We start from the raw sequence: 16264 nt of genomic DNA, 5'->3' as shown, positions 1-16264 counted from the left end.
CGTCATGGACTACCGGGTCGTCGTCAACGACGAGGAGCAGTACGCGCTCTGGCCCGCCCACAAGGACAACGCGCCGGGCTGGCGGGACGCGGACGCCACCGGCACGAAGGACGAGTGCCTGGCGCACATCGGTCGCGTGTGGACGGATCTGCGACCGCTCAGCCTGAGAGGACGGTCATGACCTTCGCGGACGTGGTGGCGGGCGCGCTGGACGTGGATCCGGCGCACGTCACGGACGAGGCCGGGCAGGACACGCTGGCGAGCTGGACCAGCATGCGGCACATCCAGCTGATCGTGACGCTGGAGGAGGCCTACGGGCTGTCGTTCGACTACGAGGAGATCGCCGGTGCGCGGACCGTCCGGGACGTCCGGGAGGCGTTGCGCGCCAAGGGGGTGGAGGTCTGATGGGCGACGACCTCGCGGCGGTGAGGACCCGCTGGCAGGAGATCGGCAGGACCGGCGTCCGCCCCGTCGTGGGCGTCGGGCTGCTGGCGAGCTACACGATCGACCCGCTGCTGCCCTACCTCGGGGTGGCGCTGCACGACGCCGGGCTGCCCGTCGCCTTCACCACCGGGCCGTTCAACCAGATCGTGCAGCAGTGCCTGGACGACGACTCGGCGATGGCCGCGGCCGAGCCGGACGTGCTCGTGGTGGCCCCTCGCTTCGAGGAGCTGGGCGACGAACTGCCGACCGCGGTGGACGCCGCTGCCGCCGCCGCCCGGCGCTGGGGGTCGTTCCTGGTCGTCGTGCTGCCCGCGGTGCCGGAGGAACGGGCGTTCGGGCACCTCGACGACGGCAGGGCGCTGGGAACGGCCGCCACGGCCCACGAGGCCAGGGAAGCGGTCCGCGCACTGCTGGCGGACCGGCCGGACGCCTGGGTGGTCGACGCCGAACGGGCCGTGCGCTCCACCGGCACCGGCAAGGCCCACCACGCGGCGATGTTCAAGTTCGCGAAGATCCCGTACACCGAGGCGGTGTTCGCCGGGCTCGCCGCTCAGCTGGCCGGTGTGCTCCGGGCGGTGCACGGCGTGACACCGCGGCTCGTGGTGGTGGACCGGGGCTCGGTGACCGAGGCGCTCGACGAGCACCTGCGGCGGTTGCGCCACGCCGGTGCCCGCGTGGTGCTCAGGGACGGGCCCGAGCCGGTCAGCGCGCTGGCGCGGGAGGCGGGCGTTCCCGCCGGGTCGGCGGTCCTGCTGGCGGTCGGCCCGGCCACCGGCGCGGAGGAGGACGCCGAGGAGGACGCGCAGGAGGGCACGGCCGGAACCGTGCGGCTGGGCGCGAAGCCCGACGCGTGGGCGGGCGAGCTCCTGCGGTCCGGGTTGCTCGACCGCCTGCCGCCCCCGGAGAGGGCCCCGGCGCGGGCTCCGCGGGCCGACCGGCGGACGGTGTCGCTCGCCGACTTCGTCGCGGGCCTGAACGTCGAGGTCGACCTCGCGCCGGTGGACCAGGACTCGGCGGCGGCGGTCGCCGAGGTGGTGGCCAGGGCCAAGGACTTCACCCTGGGCACCGAGACCGCCGGCCTCCCCGGCCCGGGGCGCGAGGTGCTCGCGATCCGCGTCCGCGACAAGTTCGGCCAGTACGGCGTCAGCGGCGCCGTCGCGCTGAGCAGGGAGGGCGGCCGGCGCGTGGTGGACGTGTTCTCGCTGTCGTGCGTCGTGCTCGGCAAGGGCGTCGAGGACGTCGTGCTCGGCCGGCTGCTCGCCGAACCCGGCGACATCGCCTTCCGCTACCGGCGCACCCCGCACAACCGGATCACCGCCGGGTTCCTGGCGGACGCCGGCACAACCATCGAGGAGATCCCGTGACCGTCCACTTCGGAGTCGTGTCGCTCGGGCACGTGGTCGGCGAGCCCGTCGACGTGGCCTCCGCCGCCGCCCGCTACACCGATGACGTCGACCGCGTGCTGAGCTGGGGCTACCGCACGTTCCACCGCGCGCAGGACGGCGTGGGGCTCACCGACCTCGCCGCTGAGGCGGGCGCCAAGGCGCTGAGCGGCGCGGGCGTGCAGCCGCACGAGGTCGACCTGCTCGTGCTGGCCATGTCCGACCTGTCCGAGCACCTGTACTGGGACGCGGCCGGCGCCACGCAGGCCAAGATCGGCGCGCACGGCTCGGAGAACGTCCTGCTGACCCAGGCGTGCGGCGGGGGAGTGGCGGCGTTCGACGTCGTCGCGGGCAAGTTCGCCACGCACCCGGACTACCGGACGGCGCTGATCATCGGCGCCAACCGGGTGTGCGAGCCGTACTGGAACCGGATGGAGATCAACACCAGCATCTTCTCCGACGGCGCCGCGGCGGCCGTGGTCACACGCGACCACCCGCGCAACCGGTGGCTCACCACCGAGATCATCAGCGACGGCCGGTACGCCGACTTCATGATGATGGACGCCGGTGCCGCAGCCCGCCCGTTCACCGGGCAGGAGGCCGTCGGGGTCAAGAGCCCCCAGAAGAGGCTGGAGGAGTTCTTCGCGGGCGACATCCGCAAGATGTTCGAGTTCGTCTCGACGATCCGCACGAACAACCACGAGGTGGTGCGCCGGGCCTGCGCCCGCGCCGGCGTCGAGCCGGGCGAGCTGCGCAAGCTCCTGCACCTGCACGACAGCGTGCCGGCGATGACGTTGCTGGCCAAGGACCTCGGCAAGGGTCCTGAATGGACCAACAGCGAGGTCGCCGCGGCGCACGGCCACGTCGGGTGCGCCGACCAGCTCATGTCGCTGGAGCACTACCTCACCACCGAAGAGCTCACCGACGGCGACGTCGTGGCACTGACCAGCACGGCCAGCGGCATGCACTGGCTGTGCACGCTCCTGGCGATCTGAGGGGAATCATGGAAGCGAAAGAGATGCTGGCGCGGATCCGCCGGCTGACCGAGCCCGGCGCCACCGCGGACCCGGCGCTGCCGGCCGACCTGCGGCGGCTGCGCGACGTCCCGGCGTTGCTCGAGGCCGGGCGACTGCTCGCGAAGGTGCCGGCGGAGCTGCTGGGCCGGCTCACACCGTTGCGGGTGGCCGTCACCGGCACGTTCACCGCGTCCGGGGTGGCGCCGCTGCTGCGCGTCGCGTTGCTGGGCAAGGGGATCGCCCCGCAGATCCACGTGTCCGGCTTCGACCAGCTCGCCGTCGACCTGAGCAGCCAGGACTCGCCGCTGGCGGAGTTCGCGCCGCAGGTCACGCTGTGCCTGCTGCACGACGACTGGTTCGTCCCCCGCGACTGGGACGACGCCGAGGCGTTCCAGAGCGCCGTCCGCGGCCGCTTCGCCATGTTCGACAACCTGGTGAGCGCGTTCACCGGCCGGTCGGGCAGCGCGGTTCTCGTGCACACCGTGCCGCTGTCGCCGGTCGAGGTGCGCGGTGTCGTGGCGTTCGACGGCAGGGCCGCCCTGGGTCGCGCCTGGCGCGAGCTGAACAGCGACCTGCTGGGCATGGCGCTGCGGCACGACCAGGTCCACGCACTGGACCTGGAGGCCTACCTGGTGGACGCCCCGGCGCGGCTGCGCGACGAGCGGCTCTACCGCTTCGCCAGCGCGGCGTGGACGTCCGAGGTCGAGCAGGTCTACGCGCACGAGGCCGCGAACTTCTGCCGCGCGTTCCTCGGCATGGCCAAGAAGGTGCTCGTGCTCGACCTGGACAACACCCTGTGGGGTGGCGTCGTCGGCGACGACGGCCCGAGCGGGATCCAGATCGGGCCGCTGTACCCCGGCAACGCCTTCCGCGAGATGCAGCGCCGTGCGGTCCAGCTCCGCAAGCAGGGCGTGGTGCTCGCGCTGTGCAGCAAGAACGAGGCCTCGATCGTCGACCAGGTCCTGACCGAGCACCCGGACCTGGTGATCCGGCCCGACGACATCGCGGCCCGCGCGGTCGACTGGCAGCCCAAGGACCACAACATCCGCGGGCTGGCCGGCCAGCTCAACCTCGGTCTGGACAGCTTCGTCTTCGCCGACGACAGCACGTTCGAGACGCAGCTCGTCCGCGGGTCCCTGCCCGAGGTCACCGTCGTGCACCTCGACGGCGACCCGGCCGACCACGTGACGGCGTTGCAGCGCGGCGGTTGTTTCGACGTGCTGACGACGACGGCGACGGACCGCGAACGCACCCGGCTCTACAAGGCCCGTGCCGAGCGCACCGAGTTCGCGGACTCGTTCAGCTCGGTGCAGGACTACCTGCGCAGCCTGGAGATCCGCGTCTCGGTCCGCGAGGCCGACGAGTTCAGCCTGCCGCGGCTGGTCCAGCTGGGGCAGCGCACCAACCAGTTCACCATGACCGGCTCCCCGCACCCGGAGGCCCGCACCAGGGAGATGGCCGCGTCCGCCGACCACCTGGTGCTGGTCTTCGAGGTGGCGGACCGCTTCGGCGCCGAGGGGATCGTCGGCGGCGTCTGGGTGTCGAAGCACGACGAGCACTGGCTCATCGAGAACTTCGTGATGAGCTGCCGCGTCTTCACCAGGGGCGTCGAGCACACCGTCGTCCAGCACATCGCCGACCGCGCCGCCTCGGCTGGGGCGGCGCGCCTCGAAGCCGACTTCGTCGCCACCGGCCGCAACAAGGCCGCGGCCGAGTTCTACCCGGACGCCGGCTTCTCCCCGGTGGGGGAAGGGCGTTTCACCCTGCCGGTCGTGCCGCGGCCGCAGATCGGTCCCGACTGGACCAGCCTCGTCGTGGAAGGGGAGTCCGCCGATGTCTGAGGTCTTCACGGAGGTCGCCGGCCTCGTCGGTCAGGTGACGGACCTGCCGGCCGAGGACATCTCGGCCGACGCCAGGTTCGACGCGCTCGCCAACTGGACGAGCTACGACGCGCTGCGCCTGCTCACCGGCATCGAGCAGCACTTCGCCGTCCGCCTGGACCTGCAGGAGTACTTCGCCATCAAGGACGTCGGCGGCCTCGTCGCCGCCGTGTCGAGCGCGCGGGGGAAGTCGGGATGATCCTGCGCATCGACCACGTCGGCGTGGTGACCGCCGACCTCGGGGCCGCGGCGCCGATGCTGGGCCTGATGGACATGAAGTGCACCTACTCCGACGACGTGGACACCTACGGCGTGGTCACCTCGTTCTGGCAGTGCCCCGGCGACACCACCTCGATCGAGCTGGTGGCGCCGGTGCGCGAGGACGCCGCGGTGCGCGGCCACCTCCGGCGGCTCGGTCCCGGCCTGAACCACGTGGCGTTCGAGGTGGACGACATCGACGCGGACCTCGCCGCGCTGCGGGACCGCGGCGCCGTCCTCGTCGACGAGGAGCCCCGCCGGGGCGGCCGGCCGGGGCTGCGGGTGGCGTTCGCGCACCTCGGGCCGTCGACCGGGCTCCTCGTCGAGCTCGTGGACTACGGCAACCGCGCCTGAGGCTGCCCGGAGGCCTCGGGACCCGCCTGAGGCCTCAGCTCGCTCTTGCGGCGGGTGAGCACCAGCGGGCCGTCCTCGGTGATCGCGACGGTGTGCTCGGAGTGGGCCGTGCGCGAGCCGTCGGCCGACCGCAGGGTCCAGCCGTCCTCGTCGTAGACGATCTTGTCGGTCGTCGCGGCGAGCCACGGCTCGATCGCGATGGTCAGGCCGGGTTTGAGCTTCATGCCGTGCCTGCGGCGGCCGTTGTTCGAGATGTGCGGTGCCTCGTGCATGGTGCGGCCGATGCCGTGCCCGCCGAACTCCAGGTTGGGCGTGTAGCCGTGCTCGGCGCAGACCTCCCCGATCGCCGCGGAGATGTCGCCGATGCGGTTGCCCACCTGCGCCGCCTCGATCGCGGCCGCCAGCGCCACCTCGGTGGTGCGGACCAGGTGCAGGTCCTCCTCGCGGGGCGTGCCGACGACGACGGTCATCGCCGAGTCGGCCGCCCAGCCGTCGATGCTGACGGCGATGTCCATGGTCAGCACGTCGCTGTCCTGCAGGACGTAGCTCTTCGGCAGGCCGTGCAGCACCGCGTCGTTCACCGCCAGGCAGGTGACGTTGCGGAACGGGCCGCGGCCGAACGACGGCGAGTAGTCCCAGTAGCAGGACTCGGCGCCCCGCTCCTTGAGCATGTGGCGCGCGTGGTGTTCGAGATCGAGCAGGTTCACGCCCACCTCGGCCCTGGCGGCGAGCTCGTCGAGCACCTCCGCGATGAACTGGCCGGTGACGTGCATGCGGGCGATCTCCGCGGGCGACTTGAGCTCGATCAACGTGTTCCTCCATCAGCGGGTGCCGGTATAACTATACCGGCTTCGCGGAGTCGGCTGAACAACACCACCCAGGAGGGGGACGGGCGTTGCGCGAAGGGTCGCCGCGTCTTCACAGTGCCTGGTCATGAAGCAGGTGCTGCAGCACAGGATCGACGCGACCTTCGCCCACTACGACGTCAACCGCAACGGGGTCATCGAGCTCGCCGACGTCTACGCGCTGGCCAACCGGCTGCTGCTCGCGTTCGGGGAGCCGGCGTCGTCGGAACGCGGCCGGGAGCTGGTGGAGGCCTACGACAGGTTCTGGGAGGCGATCGTCGGCCACTGCGGCGCCGGCCGCGACGGCCGCATCGGGCCGCGGGCGTACCGCGACGCGATGATCGAGGCGTTCGTCGAGGGCGGACCGATCAACGTCGACTTCCTGGAGGTCGTGCGGGCGCTGCTCGACATCGCCGACACCAACGGTGACGGCCGGGTCGACGCGGCGGAGTTCCGGGTGCTGCTGAAGGCGCGCGGGTTGTCCGAGGCGGAGTGCGGGCTCGCGTTCTCGCACCTCGACCTCGACGGGGACGGGGCGATCAGCGTGGACGAGTACGTCGCGGCCGTGCGGGACTACTACACGAACCCGGCCGAGGACACGCCCGGGAGCTGGCTGTACCCGGAGGCGTTGCAGCGCACCTGAGGTGCGGGTCCGGGCCTCATGACCGCGCCGCGTTGCCGGGCCGGGGCTCTCCCCGGCCCGGCAACGCCGCTTCCGCCGTTGCGGCGCTCACCCGGCGCCGCGGGCGAGGTCAGTCCTCCACGGCGATGGCCGAAGCCGGGCACACCGCCGCGGCGTGCCGCACGTCCGCCAGCCGTGACTGGGGCGGGCTCGGGTCGAGCAGGTCGACCAGGCCGTCCTCGTCGCGCTGGTCGAACACGTCGTCCGCGGCCAGCACGCACTGGCCCGCGCCGACGCACCTGCCCTGGTCCACCACGACCCTCACGCCGACCTCCAGGTGACGGGCAGCTCGGCGACGCCACCGGTGAGCGTCGCGCGGACCTGCAGCGAGTCGACGTCCTTCGCGAGCCGCAGGTCCGGCAGGCGGCGGGCCAGCGCCGAGAACACGACGCGCAGCTCCGTGCGGGCCAGTGACGCGCCGATGCAGAAGTGCGCGCCGTGGCCGAAACCGAGGTGCGTCCTCTCGGGACGGTCGGGGTTGAACTCCTCCGCGTCGCTGTAGACGTCGGCGTCGCGGTTGGCGGCGTTGATCGAGAGGACCAGCGCGTCGCCCGCGCGGATGGTCACGCCCGCGATCTCGACGTCCTCGCGCGCGTACCGCAGCAGGCCGAGGTCGCCGGGCGCGCCGAGGCGCATGACCTCCTCGACCACCGCGTCGACGCGGCCGGCGGGGTCGGCGACCAGTGCCTCCCAGCGCGACCGCTCGGTGAGCAGGAACAGCACGCCGAGGCCGATGCGGTTGACGGTGGTCTCGTGGCCCGCGAACAGCAGGCCGACGCACAGGCGGACCATCTCCGCGTAGTCGAAGGACGGGTCCTCGCTCTGGGCGCGGACGAGGTCGGAGATCACGTCCTCGCCGAGCTGCGGGCGCTTGGCCTCGACGAGCCCGACCATGTAGCGGAAGAACTCCTCGCGGGCCTCGTGGGCCGCCTCGCCGATCGCGGTGCCCGCCATGCGCTCGGACAGCGACGCGAACAGCTCGGTGTCCTGCTCCGGCACGCCGAGCAGCCGGCAGATCATGGCCACCGGCAACGGGAACGCGAGCCCGCGGTGCAGGTCGACCACGCCGGTGGTCTCGTGCTCGGCGACGAGCCGGTCCAGGTAGCCCTCGACGAGCTGCTCCATGTTCTCGCCCAGCCTCCGCATCCGCTTGGCGGAGAACGCGGGCGTCAGCAGGCGGCGCAGGCGCGCGTGGTCGGCCTCCTCGGTCTCGAAGTCGCCGGTCGGGCCGTCCTGGACGGCGGCGGTCGAGATGCGCGAGGCCTTCTCGGGTTCGGGGTGCGACCGGCCGAAGCGCTTGTCGCCCAGCAGGAGGCGGACCTCGTCGTAGCGGGTGACGAGCCAGGCGGGGTCGCCCGCGGGCGTGGTGACGGGTGCGATCGGAGCCTCGCGTCGCAGCACCTCGTAGAGCGGCGCGAGTTCGAGGACGTTCGGCCTGGCCAGCGGCAGCTTCAGGCGCTCTGCGTCAATGCTCATGCACCGACCGTAGCGCTTCTTGGCAGATGCTGCCAATAATTGTGCCGACCGGGTGACGTGCTTAAATCGGCCGATGACGGACGTTGTGCCAGAAATCGCCACGGCCGACGGCCCACCCCGGCGGGGACGGCCGCCGGTCAGCGAGGAGCAACGTCAGCGGCAGCGCCTCGACATCTCGCGCCACGCGGTACGGCTGTTCGCCGAGCAGGGCGTGGCCGGCACGTCCGGCGAGCAGATCGCCCAGGCGGCCGGTGTTTCCGAACGCACGTTCTGGCGCTACTTCCCGCACAAGGAGAGCTGCGTCGAGCCGTTGCTCACCCGCAGCGTCGACGCGTTCTGCGCCGTCCTGCGCGCCTGGCCGGCCGACCTCGAGCTGATCGACCACCTCCGCGAGGCCTACACCCCCGTCGTCGACTCGTCGTCGGACGAGGACGTGGACGCGGTGCTCGACGTCGTGCGGCTCACCCACGGCGAACCGGCGTTGCGCGCCGTCTACCTCATGCTGCACGAACGGGCGGAGGCCGCGCTGGTGGACGTGCTCGCGCGGCGGCTCGGCCAGCCGTCCGGCGCGATCGACGTCCGGGTGCAGGCAGCCGCCATGAGCGCGGTGCTGCGGGTGGCGACCGACGACGTCGCCCAGGCCACGGTCGGCGGCGTCACCGCGGACATGCTCGACGGGCACCGCGAACAACTGGCCCGCGCGCTGAGCCTCGTGCTGCGCGGTCTGGCGCAGGCGGTGGGCGGCTAGCCCGCCCTGCGCGGGCTAAGCCGGGTTCCAGTTCGCGACCGCCCACACGAACAGCGCCACCAGCAGGACCACGACCGCCACACCGGCCCCGCCCGCCACGAGCAGGCCCGACCCGGCCGGCCGCCAGGGCCTCGGTGCCAGCGCCTTGACCACGCCGCCGGCCAGCGCGGAGCCGAGCGCGATGAGGACGAAGGCGTACGCGTACTCGCCGCCCTGCCAGCCGAACGCCTCCAGGGAGTCGTTGAGGTAGGCGGCGGCGGTCAGGGCCAGCAGGACGGTGGTGGTGGCGAAGCCGGCCGTCGCGGCGAGCCTGGCCCGGTCGAGTTCGGTCACGCTTCCGAGCGTGCCGATGGCGGCCGAGAGCGGCATCGGTACAACTACTCAGCCGTTCCGCAGGTGCGCGACCCGATCGCGCAACGCGTGCGCGGCGATCGAGCGCGGCATCACCGCCCGATGACGGGCAGGTCGTAGCGGCGCCGGATGCTGGTGCCCAGCACACCGATGTCCGCTCCGTAGACGTGCAGCGAGATCGCCAGCGAGCTCGAGTTGTTGCACACCTTGTGGATGTCGCCCGGCGGCACCAGGTAGGACGCCACGCCCTCCGGGGTCCGGTTGACGCGCAACGGAACCAGCCGATCGCCGCGCAGCCGGTAGGTGGTTTCCTCCTCCTCGCCGACGTAGGTGCCCACGACGCACCACGACACGTGGTCGTGGACGCACGTCTCCTGGCCGGGCAGCCAGACCAGGGCGACGACCGAGAAGCTGCCGTCGGGCTCGACGTGCAGGACGTGCTGGCGGTAGGCGGTGGGATCGGGTTCCCGCTGGGCCGCGCTCAGCAGGAACGGGTCGGTCAGGTGACCGGCGAGGGTGCCCGCGACCCGCGCGGCGACGGCGGCGTCGTCGCCTCCGCCGGCGACCGCGCCGCGCAGGGCGCTCACGAGGAGCGTGGCCGTGGGTGACAGCAGGCTGTGCGTCATGAGCGGTCCTCCTTGGTCAACGGGAGATCAGCCGATCAGCACCGTTCCGGTCAGCACCACGACGACGATCAGAACGGTCGAGAGCAGGCCCAGCAGCAGCACCGCCGGGCCGGAGCGGGCGAGGGAGCGCAGCCGCACGGCCGTGCCCAGCGCGAACATGCCCGCCGCCAGCAGCACGGTGTCCACGAACGTCGCCGCCGACAGCACGGCGTCGGGCACCAGGCCGGTCGCGCGCACCGCCGCCATCGCGAGGAACCCGAGGACGAACAGCGGCACGAGCGGCGGGCGCCGGCCGGTGGCCGGGTACTTGAGCCGTTCGGCGAAGCTCACCGCGGCGAGCATCGGGGCGAGCAGCACGACCCGCGTCAGCTTCACCGCCACCGCGATGGCGAGCGCGCCGCTGACCGGTCCGGCGGCGGCCACGACCTGGGCTACCTCGTGCACGCTGCCCCCCGCCCACACCCCGTACTGCGCGGAGGAGAGGCCGGTGAGCGGGTGCAGCGCGGGCAGGCCGAACATCGCGACGGTGCCGAAGAGCGTCACCAGGCCGAGCGCCTTGGCCACGTCCTGCTCGTCCTGCTCGCGCACGCTGTTCATCGCGGCGACCGCGGAGGCGCCGCAGATCGAGAACCCGGTGGCGATCAGCAGCGACAGGCCCTCGCCCACCCCGAGCACCCTGCCGAGCCACCGCGTCACGACGAACGTCACGACGACGGCGACGACCGCCAGCACCAGGACCTCGTAGCCGAGCTTCAGGACGTCCTGGAAGACCAGCTTGAGCCCGAGCAGCACGACACCGAGCCGCAGCAGGCGGCGGCCGGCGAGCCTGATGCCGGGACCGGCCGACGCGGGCAGCGTCACGACGTTGGCGACGACGGCGCCGAGCAGCACCGCGACGGTCAGCGCGCTGACCGAGGGCTGCACCAGGGAGACGACCATCGCGATCGTGACGCCGGCCCCGACCACGGCGAGACCGGGCAGGACCGAGCCGGACGTGCGCGGAGTGGTCCTGATCGTCCCCATGACCCCACGATGGCCAGTGCGGCCTGGTCGCAGTAGAGGGGCATCTCTTGGGGCCCCATAAGACGCGCTTATGCCTTCGCGGCGGCGGAGATCAACGCGTCGACGGTGGCCCGCATGATCGGCAGGCGGATCAGGTCCGGCCACGTGTACAGGGCGGTGAGCCGTTCGGCCGACGACTCCACCTCGACCGCGGTCAGGCCGGGGTGCTGCAGGAACGACAGCAGCAGCCGCGGCACGAGCGCCACCCCGAGCCCGGCCGTGACGAGGCTCTGGATGGCCAGGTTGTCGTCGGTCGAGCAGGTGATGTCGGGCGTGAACCCCGCCGCGCCGCACGCCTGGTGCAGGGCGCGCTGGCACCGCACGCACCCCGCGATCCAGCGCTCCCGCGCGGTCTCGGCCAGCGACACGCGCTCGCGGCCGGCGAGCCGATGACCCGCGGGGACGAGCAACGCGAGCGGCTCGCGCAGCAGCGGCACGCGCAGCATGCCCTTGACCGCCGTCTCGTCGCGCGGCTCGTCCTGGTAGCTGAAGCTGATCACCAGGTCGACCTCGCCGCCGCGGAGCAGGGCGAACGAGTCCGGTGGCTCCTGCTCGACCAGCTCGAGCCGCAGGTGCGGCCGCTCCTGCGCCAGGATCGCCGCCGCCACGGGCACGAGCGAGACGTTGGCGCTGGGGAACGCGCAGATCCGGATGGTGCCGATGTCGTGCGTCGCGATCGCGCTGACCTGCTGGTGGGTCGTCGCGAGCTGGTCGAGCAGCGTCGCGCCGCGGTCCGCCAGGATCCGCCCGGCCTCGGTGAGGTGCAGCCCGCGGCCGGTCCGCACGAACAGCGGGCCGCCCACCTGCCGCTCCAGCGCGCGCATCTGCTGGCTGACGGCGGGCTGGGAGCAGTGCAGCAGCCGCGCGGCCGCGCTGAACGACCCCGTTCTGGCCACCGTCGCGAAGATCTCGAGCTGGCGGGTGTCGAACACCTCCGCACCATAGGGCCTGCGCCGGAGGTCCGCGGCCTTCGGCGCGGCCAGGGGCTCAGCGCCCGGTGACGAGCGAGTCGAGGGTGGCGGCCCCGTGCTCGCCGCAGTGCCGCTTCGACGCGTCGAGCGTCATCGGCTTCTCCGCCTCGTCCGGCCTGCCCGCCTGCCCGAACAGCCGTCTGAGCAGCTCGACCTGCTCGCCGAGACCGGCCCGCAGGAAGTCACCGCAGGTCGAGCGGGCGGTGAGGCGGTCGTCGGCGGGAATCAGGTCCACCGGCCCGGAGGCGAACAGCAGCGCGAGGACGATCGCGAGCCCGAACCCGGCGACGGCGCCGCTCGCCGAGCTCCGGCGCGGCGCGAGCCAGTTCCGGGCCTGCTCCACGAACGGCTCGGCGGGGGAGAGCTCGGTGTCGATCCAGAACTCGACGCTCTCGCCGCCGGTCAGGTCGAACTGCACGTGACCGGCGGCGAGCAGGATGCGCACGACCTGGCCGCGGTCGTGCGAGCCGGTCCAGAACGGCTCCGGCCGCACCAGCACGAGCCGGTCGGGCAGCAGGAACACGACGTCCCGCTCACCCCTGGCCAGCCGCTCGGTCTGGCCGGGCTGCACGACGGTGCCGGCCAGCCTGGCCAGCACCTGGTCGCGTTCGTGCTCGTCGAGGGACTCGGCGGCCGCCGGCCACGGATCGGGTTCCACGTCCTGCTATCGCTCACCGCGGACCGGAGTTAGCCGCGGCCGCCGGGTTTCGTCCGAATGCCGGTCAGAAAATCAGCTTCCAGGAGTCGATGAAGCCGGTGTCGGCCCGCGCCACGTCCTGGACCTGCAGCTTCCACGTGCCGTTGGCGGCCTCGCCGGAGGCGTCGACCGAGTAGGTCGCCACGACGTTGTCGGCGGAGTCGTTGCCGGAGCCCTTGAGCCGGTAGGCGGTGCCGTCCGGGGCGATCAGGTCGATGACCAGGTCGCCGCGGTAGGTGTGCGTGATGTTCACGGCCACCTTCAGCGCGGCCGGGGCGTTGCCGGTGAGGCCGGAGACCGTGATCGGGCTCGTCACCGCCGCACCGGCGTCCGGGATGGCGACGTCGGCGGTGTTCTCGAACTCGCCGCCGGGGACGGGGGTGCCGGTGCCGACCGCGGCGAACGCGTCGACGCGGCCCTCGCCGAAGAAGTTGTTCCTGGCGGTGGTGCCGCTGCACCGGCTGTCGGTGCAGCTCAGGTCGTCGGCCTGGGCCGCGAGCAGCTCGCGGAGCCGGGCCGGGGTGGCCGTGGGGTTGGCCGACTTGAGCAGCGCCGCCACGCCCGCGACGTGCGGGGAAGCCATCGAGGTGCCGGACTTGGCGCCGTAGCGGCCGCCGGGCACGGTCGAGTGGACGCTGTCACCGGGTGCGGCGAGGTGGATCTTGTCGGTGCCGTAGTTGGAGAACGACGACTTGCCGTTGGCCGAGGTGATCGAGGAGACGCTGACGACGCCGGAGACCTCGGTCGGGACGCTCAGGCAGGCGTTGGTGACCGTGCGCTGCACCGGGGTCGAGTCGTTCGGGCTCGTCGAGTCGCGGGTCTTGTTCGCGAGGTTGTAGTTCTCGTTGCCCGCCGCGGCGACGTTCAGCACGCCCTTGCCCTCGGCGTAGGCCACGGCCCGCCGCACGCCCTCCAGGATCGCGTCCTGGTCGGCGTTGTCCGGGCAGTTGAACAGCCAAGGATCGGTGTAGTAGCTGTTGTTGGTCACCTCGAAGCCGCGGTCACCGGAGAAGACCATGGCGCAGATGGTGTTCTCCGGGAAGAACAGCCCGCTGGGCTGCTCGGCGATGCGCACCGAGGCGATCTTGACGCCGGGAGCGACACCGACCACGCCGCGGCCGTTCTTCGCCGCCGCGATGGTGCCGGCGACGTGCGTGCCGTGGGTGTCGGTGTCGCGCCACGACCCGGCGCGGGTGTCGAGCTTGCCGTAGGCGCAGGAGGCGGAGTTGGCCGCGTCGAAGTTGGGCTTGAGGTCGTCGTGCAGGTCGTCGACGCCGGTGTCGAGCACCCCGACCGTGACGCCCGCCGACCCCGGGTTGACCGCCCAGGCCCTGTCCGCGCCGATCTGGCTCATGTCCGCGCGCACCGGCTCGGTCGTCGCCGGCGTCGCCTGCGCCGGAGCGGCGGGGATCGCCGGGTTCGCCGCCTCGGCGGGGACGTCCGACGTGCGGGTGGCGCCGACCTTCTGCACACCGGCGACGGCGCGCATCCGGCTCGCGAAGTCGGCCGCGCCCGAGTGGGCGACGATGACGCCGATCGCGTCGTAGCTGCTCCACACGGTGCCGCTGTTGCCCGTGATCGACGCCGTGACCCCGGCGGTGGCTCCCGGCGCGGTGATGACGAGGTACGAGCGCGTGCCCGCGAGAGGTGCCGCGGCGGCGGGGGTGGCCGCCGTCAGCACACCCGCGCCCACGACCGCGGCGATGGCCGCGGTGCGCAGGCGAGAACGTGAACGTGAGAACACTGTTCCTCCAACACTGCCTAGCGGGCGATGCCCGCGCGTGGTGCGCGGGTGCAGGGGCCCGTCACGCCATTAGACGAGGCTGGACGTCGTCCGGGACGCGCGCTCGCGGAAATGCTCCGTTCGGCCGACGCCGAACTCGCACGTCAGGCGCGTGACCAGGCCGACGAAGTGGTTCATGTCCGCCTGCACGCACGCCTCCTCGGCGTGCTTGCCGATGCAGCCCGGCGCCCAGCCGCTGCCGTCGCCGTAGTCGAAGAAGTGGAACCCGATGCCCGCCGTGGTGAGGTGGGCGGCGGTCACGAGCGCCGTCTCCCCGGCCCGGCGGGCGGCCATCGGTGGCCGGTGGGCCTGAACAGCCACGATCCGGTGCGGACAGCACGCGGGTCGGGCCGCCGGTCACCCGCCGAGAACGGCCGGGAGGCTTTCGAAGCCGCGCAGGACGCGGGTCGGCCGGCGGCGCGCGCCGGGCAGGAGGCGCAACCGGGGGAAGCGCTCGAAGATCGTGCGCAGGCCGATCTCCCCCTCCATGCGCGCGAGCTGCGCGCCGAGGCAGTGGTGGCGGCCCGCGCCGAACGAGACGTGGTCGCGGGCGTTCGGGCGGGTGACGTCGAACGCGCCGGGGTTCGCGAAGACCTCCGGGTCGCGGTTCGCGCCCGCGAGCACCGTCGTGACGAGCCGGCCGCGGCGGACCGGAACGCCGGCGACCGCGGTGTCGCGGGCGCACAGCCGGCCGGTGAGCAGCACCGGCGGGTCGAAGCGCAGCACCTCGTCGACGGCGTTGCCCCACAGCCCGGGGGCGGCCCGCACGGCGTCGAGCCGGCCGGGGTTGCCGCTCAGCAGCGCGATGCCGTTGCCGAGGAGGTTGACGGTGGTCTCGAAGCCGGCGGCCAGCACGAGTCCCGCGGTGGCCTTGAGCTCGCGTTCGCTGAGGCCGGCGCCGTCCTCGCGGGCGGTGATCAGGTGGCTGAGCAGGTTGTCGCCGGGGTTCGCGCGCAGGGCGTCGAGGTGGCGGGTGAGCCAGGCGTCGAACGTGGCGAGGCTGGTCTCGACGCCGCGGAAGACGCGCCACGACAGGCCCAGGTCCAGGCTCGGGGCGGCCGCCGCGCCCAGCGCGAGGACGGTCGCGCGCTCCCGCGCGGGGACGCCGAGGATCTCGCTGATGACGGTGACCGGCAGCAGGCCGCAGTAGGCCTCGACCAGGTCGACCGGCTGAGTGGGGTCGAGACCGTCGAGGAGCTCGTTCGCGATCTGCTGCGTGCGTTCGCGCAGCCGTTCGACGGCGCGGGCGGTGAAGACGCGGGTGACGAGCTTGCGGTAGCGGGTGTGCGCCGGCGGCTCGACGGCGAGCAACGACGGTGGGCGGACGGGGTGCAGCGCGTCCGTGTCGGACCAGGCGGCGAGCTTGCCGAGGACGCCAGCGCCGAACCGCGGGCGCGCGGTGACGAAGGCGTCGTCGCCCAGGACCGCCTTGACGACCGCGTGCCGGGTGGTGGTGTGGCCGACCCTCGTGGCGGCGAGCGGGCCGTGGGCGCGGATCTCGTCGAACAGGCCGGTCAGGTCGGCGCCGGTGGACGCCTCGACGGTGAGGCGGCCCTGCAGGTCACCGCGGCGGGCGGCCAGGCGCAGCACCGTCCGCGGCAGGGCGTGGCCGATGCCCCAGCGCACCGCCGGTTTGACGTGCTCGTCAGCGAGACTCATCGGTTCCGCAGCGTGCCTCCTGTGCCACGG

Annotated in this window: 20 protein-coding genes; 9 read left to right on the top strand and 11 right to left on the bottom strand. The window is 72.8% G+C overall.

Features of this window, described 5'->3' with window-relative positions; all coding sequences use genetic code 11:
• Positions 1-4 precede the first annotated feature (4 nt).
• The 7 genes from BMW88_RS14615 to BMW88_RS14585 are packed head-to-tail and all read left to right on the top strand — an operon-like array spanning position 5 to position 5334.
• Entirely contained in the window at positions 5-181 is a 177-nt protein-coding gene (locus BMW88_RS14615) for an MbtH family protein (protein WP_089951240.1), read from the top strand.
• Positions 178-405, top strand: a complete 228-nt coding sequence (locus tag BMW88_RS14610) for an acyl carrier protein (protein WP_089951239.1) — start codon at positions 178-180, stop codon at positions 403-405. Before BMW88_RS14615 ends, BMW88_RS14610 begins: the two co-directional genes overlap by 4 nt.
• Positions 405-1808, top strand: a complete 1404-nt coding sequence (locus tag BMW88_RS14605) for a hypothetical protein (protein WP_089951238.1) — start codon at positions 405-407, stop codon at positions 1806-1808. Before BMW88_RS14610 ends, BMW88_RS14605 begins: the two co-directional genes overlap by 1 nt.
• Complete coding sequence (locus tag BMW88_RS14600; protein WP_089951237.1) at positions 1805-2821, top strand: 3-oxoacyl-ACP synthase III family protein; 1017 nt, start codon at positions 1805-1807, stop codon at positions 2819-2821. The genes BMW88_RS14605 and BMW88_RS14600 overlap by 4 nt, the downstream gene beginning before the upstream one ends.
• Positions 2822-2829: 8 nt before the next feature.
• Positions 2830-4683 (top strand): HAD-IIIC family phosphatase, encoded by a 1854-nt coding sequence (locus tag BMW88_RS14595; RefSeq protein ID WP_089951236.1) that lies wholly within the window; start codon positions 2830-2832, stop codon positions 4681-4683.
• Positions 4676-4921 (top strand): acyl carrier protein, encoded by a 246-nt coding sequence (locus BMW88_RS14590; protein WP_089951235.1) that lies wholly within the window; start codon positions 4676-4678, stop codon positions 4919-4921. The genes BMW88_RS14595 and BMW88_RS14590 overlap by 8 nt, the downstream gene beginning before the upstream one ends.
• Positions 4918-5334 carry a VOC family protein gene (locus BMW88_RS14585; protein ID WP_089951234.1) on the top strand — a complete coding sequence of 139 codons (417 nt, stop codon included), beginning with the start codon at positions 4918-4920 and terminating at the stop codon, positions 5332-5334. The genes BMW88_RS14590 and BMW88_RS14585 overlap by 4 nt, the downstream gene beginning before the upstream one ends.
• Here the strand turns inward: BMW88_RS14585 and map are convergent.
• Complete coding sequence (gene map, locus BMW88_RS14580) at positions 5316-6143, bottom strand: type I methionyl aminopeptidase (protein WP_089951233.1); 828 nt, start codon at positions 6141-6143, stop codon at positions 5316-5318. The genes BMW88_RS14585 and map overlap by 19 nt on opposite strands.
• Positions 6144-6267: 124 nt before the next feature.
• Between map and BMW88_RS14575 the strand changes: the two genes are divergently transcribed.
• Positions 6268-6822: an EF-hand domain-containing protein gene (locus BMW88_RS14575; protein WP_089951232.1), complete on the top strand. Its 555-nt coding sequence runs from the start codon at positions 6268-6270 to the stop codon at positions 6820-6822.
• A 109-nt stretch (positions 6823-6931) separates the two neighbouring features.
• On the opposite strand, the gene BMW88_RS14570 is transcribed toward BMW88_RS14575, so the two are convergent.
• Both BMW88_RS14570 and BMW88_RS14565 read right to left on the bottom strand, forming a co-directional pair.
• Entirely contained in the window at positions 6932-7126 is a 195-nt protein-coding gene (locus BMW88_RS14570) for a ferredoxin (protein ID WP_089951231.1), read from the bottom strand.
• Complete coding sequence (locus tag BMW88_RS14565) at positions 7123-8337, bottom strand: cytochrome P450 (RefSeq protein WP_089951230.1); 1215 nt, start codon at positions 8335-8337, stop codon at positions 7123-7125. Before BMW88_RS14565 ends, BMW88_RS14570 begins: the two co-directional genes overlap by 4 nt.
• 73 nt (positions 8338-8410) lie before the next feature.
• Between BMW88_RS14565 and BMW88_RS14560 the strand changes: the two genes are divergently transcribed.
• The gene (locus BMW88_RS14560) at positions 8411-9085 is read left to right on the top strand and encodes a TetR family transcriptional regulator (RefSeq protein ID WP_089951229.1); all 675 of its coding nucleotides are present in this window, start codon (positions 8411-8413) and stop codon (positions 9083-9085) included.
• 15 nt (positions 9086-9100) lie between these two features.
• Here the strand turns inward: BMW88_RS14560 and BMW88_RS14555 are convergent, their stop codons facing one another.
• From BMW88_RS14555 to BMW88_RS14520, 8 genes are all read right to left on the bottom strand, one after another.
• Entirely contained in the window at positions 9101-9418 is a 318-nt protein-coding gene (locus BMW88_RS14555; protein WP_143116076.1) for a hypothetical protein, read from the bottom strand.
• Positions 9419-9528: 110 nt separating this feature from the next.
• Complete coding sequence (locus tag BMW88_RS14550; RefSeq protein WP_089951227.1) at positions 9529-10062, bottom strand: cysteine dioxygenase family protein; 534 nt, start codon at positions 10060-10062, stop codon at positions 9529-9531.
• A 27-nt stretch (positions 10063-10089) separates the two neighbouring features.
• Positions 10090-11085, bottom strand: coding sequence for a YeiH family protein (locus BMW88_RS14545; protein WP_089951226.1), 996 nt, complete (start codon positions 11083-11085; stop codon positions 10090-10092).
• A gap of 68 nt (positions 11086-11153) precedes the next feature.
• Entirely contained in the window at positions 11154-12056 is a 903-nt protein-coding gene (locus tag BMW88_RS14540; RefSeq protein ID WP_218148061.1) for a LysR family transcriptional regulator, read from the bottom strand.
• A 55-nt stretch (positions 12057-12111) separates the two neighbouring features.
• Positions 12112-12753 carry a hypothetical protein gene (locus tag BMW88_RS14535; protein ID WP_089951225.1) on the bottom strand — a complete coding sequence of 214 codons (642 nt, stop codon included), beginning with the start codon at positions 12751-12753 and terminating at the stop codon, positions 12112-12114.
• Between the two features lie 64 nt (positions 12754-12817).
• Positions 12818-14536, bottom strand: coding sequence for a S8 family peptidase (locus BMW88_RS14530; RefSeq protein ID WP_089951224.1), 1719 nt, complete (start codon positions 14534-14536; stop codon positions 12818-12820).
• 69 nt (positions 14537-14605) lie between these two features.
• Positions 14606-14896 carry a hypothetical protein gene (locus tag BMW88_RS14525; protein ID WP_177221103.1) on the bottom strand — a complete coding sequence of 97 codons (291 nt, stop codon included), beginning with the start codon at positions 14894-14896 and terminating at the stop codon, positions 14606-14608.
• A gap of 36 nt (positions 14897-14932) precedes the next feature.
• Complete coding sequence (locus BMW88_RS14520) at positions 14933-16234, bottom strand: cytochrome P450 (protein WP_089951222.1); 1302 nt, start codon at positions 16232-16234, stop codon at positions 14933-14935.
• Positions 16235-16264 lie beyond the last annotated feature (30 nt).

The organism is Lentzea xinjiangensis, from assembly GCF_900110955.1.
GTDB lineage: Bacteria > Actinomycetota > Actinomycetes > Mycobacteriales > Pseudonocardiaceae > Lentzea > Lentzea xinjiangensis.
This window is presented reverse-complemented; position numbering and strand designations above follow the sequence as displayed.

Bases quoted from the DNA above. Each gene is read 5' to 3' on its own strand.
- BMW88_RS14615 (WP_089951240.1), top strand. From the start codon at position 5: ATGGACTACCGGGTCGTCGTCAACGACGAGGAGCAGTACGCGCTCTGG.
- BMW88_RS14610 (WP_089951239.1), top strand. From the start codon at position 178: ATGACCTTCGCGGACGTGGTGGCGGGCGCGCTGGACGTGGATCCGGCG.
- BMW88_RS14605 (WP_089951238.1), top strand. From the start codon at position 405: ATGGGCGACGACCTCGCGGCGGTGAGGACCCGCTGGCAGGAGATCGGC.
- BMW88_RS14595 (WP_089951236.1), top strand. From the start codon at position 2,830: ATGGAAGCGAAAGAGATGCTGGCGCGGATCCGCCGGCTGACCGAGCCC.
- BMW88_RS14590 (WP_089951235.1), top strand. From the start codon at position 4,676: ATGTCTGAGGTCTTCACGGAGGTCGCCGGCCTCGTCGGTCAGGTGACG.
- BMW88_RS14585 (WP_089951234.1), top strand. From the start codon at position 4,918: ATGATCCTGCGCATCGACCACGTCGGCGTGGTGACCGCCGACCTCGGG.
- BMW88_RS14575 (WP_089951232.1), top strand. From the start codon at position 6,268: ATGAAGCAGGTGCTGCAGCACAGGATCGACGCGACCTTCGCCCACTAC.
- BMW88_RS14565 (WP_089951230.1), bottom strand. From the start codon at position 8,337: ATGAGCATTGACGCAGAGCGCCTGAAGCTGCCGCTGGCCAGGCCGAAC.
- BMW88_RS14560 (WP_089951229.1), top strand. From the start codon at position 8,411: ATGACGGACGTTGTGCCAGAAATCGCCACGGCCGACGGCCCACCCCGG.
- BMW88_RS14550 (WP_089951227.1), bottom strand. From the start codon at position 10,062: ATGACGCACAGCCTGCTGTCACCCACGGCCACGCTCCTCGTGAGCGCC.
- BMW88_RS14545 (WP_089951226.1), bottom strand. From the start codon at position 11,085: ATGGGGACGATCAGGACCACTCCGCGCACGTCCGGCTCGGTCCTGCCC.
- BMW88_RS14520 (WP_089951222.1), bottom strand. From the start codon at position 16,234: ATGAGTCTCGCTGACGAGCACGTCAAACCGGCGGTGCGCTGGGGCATC.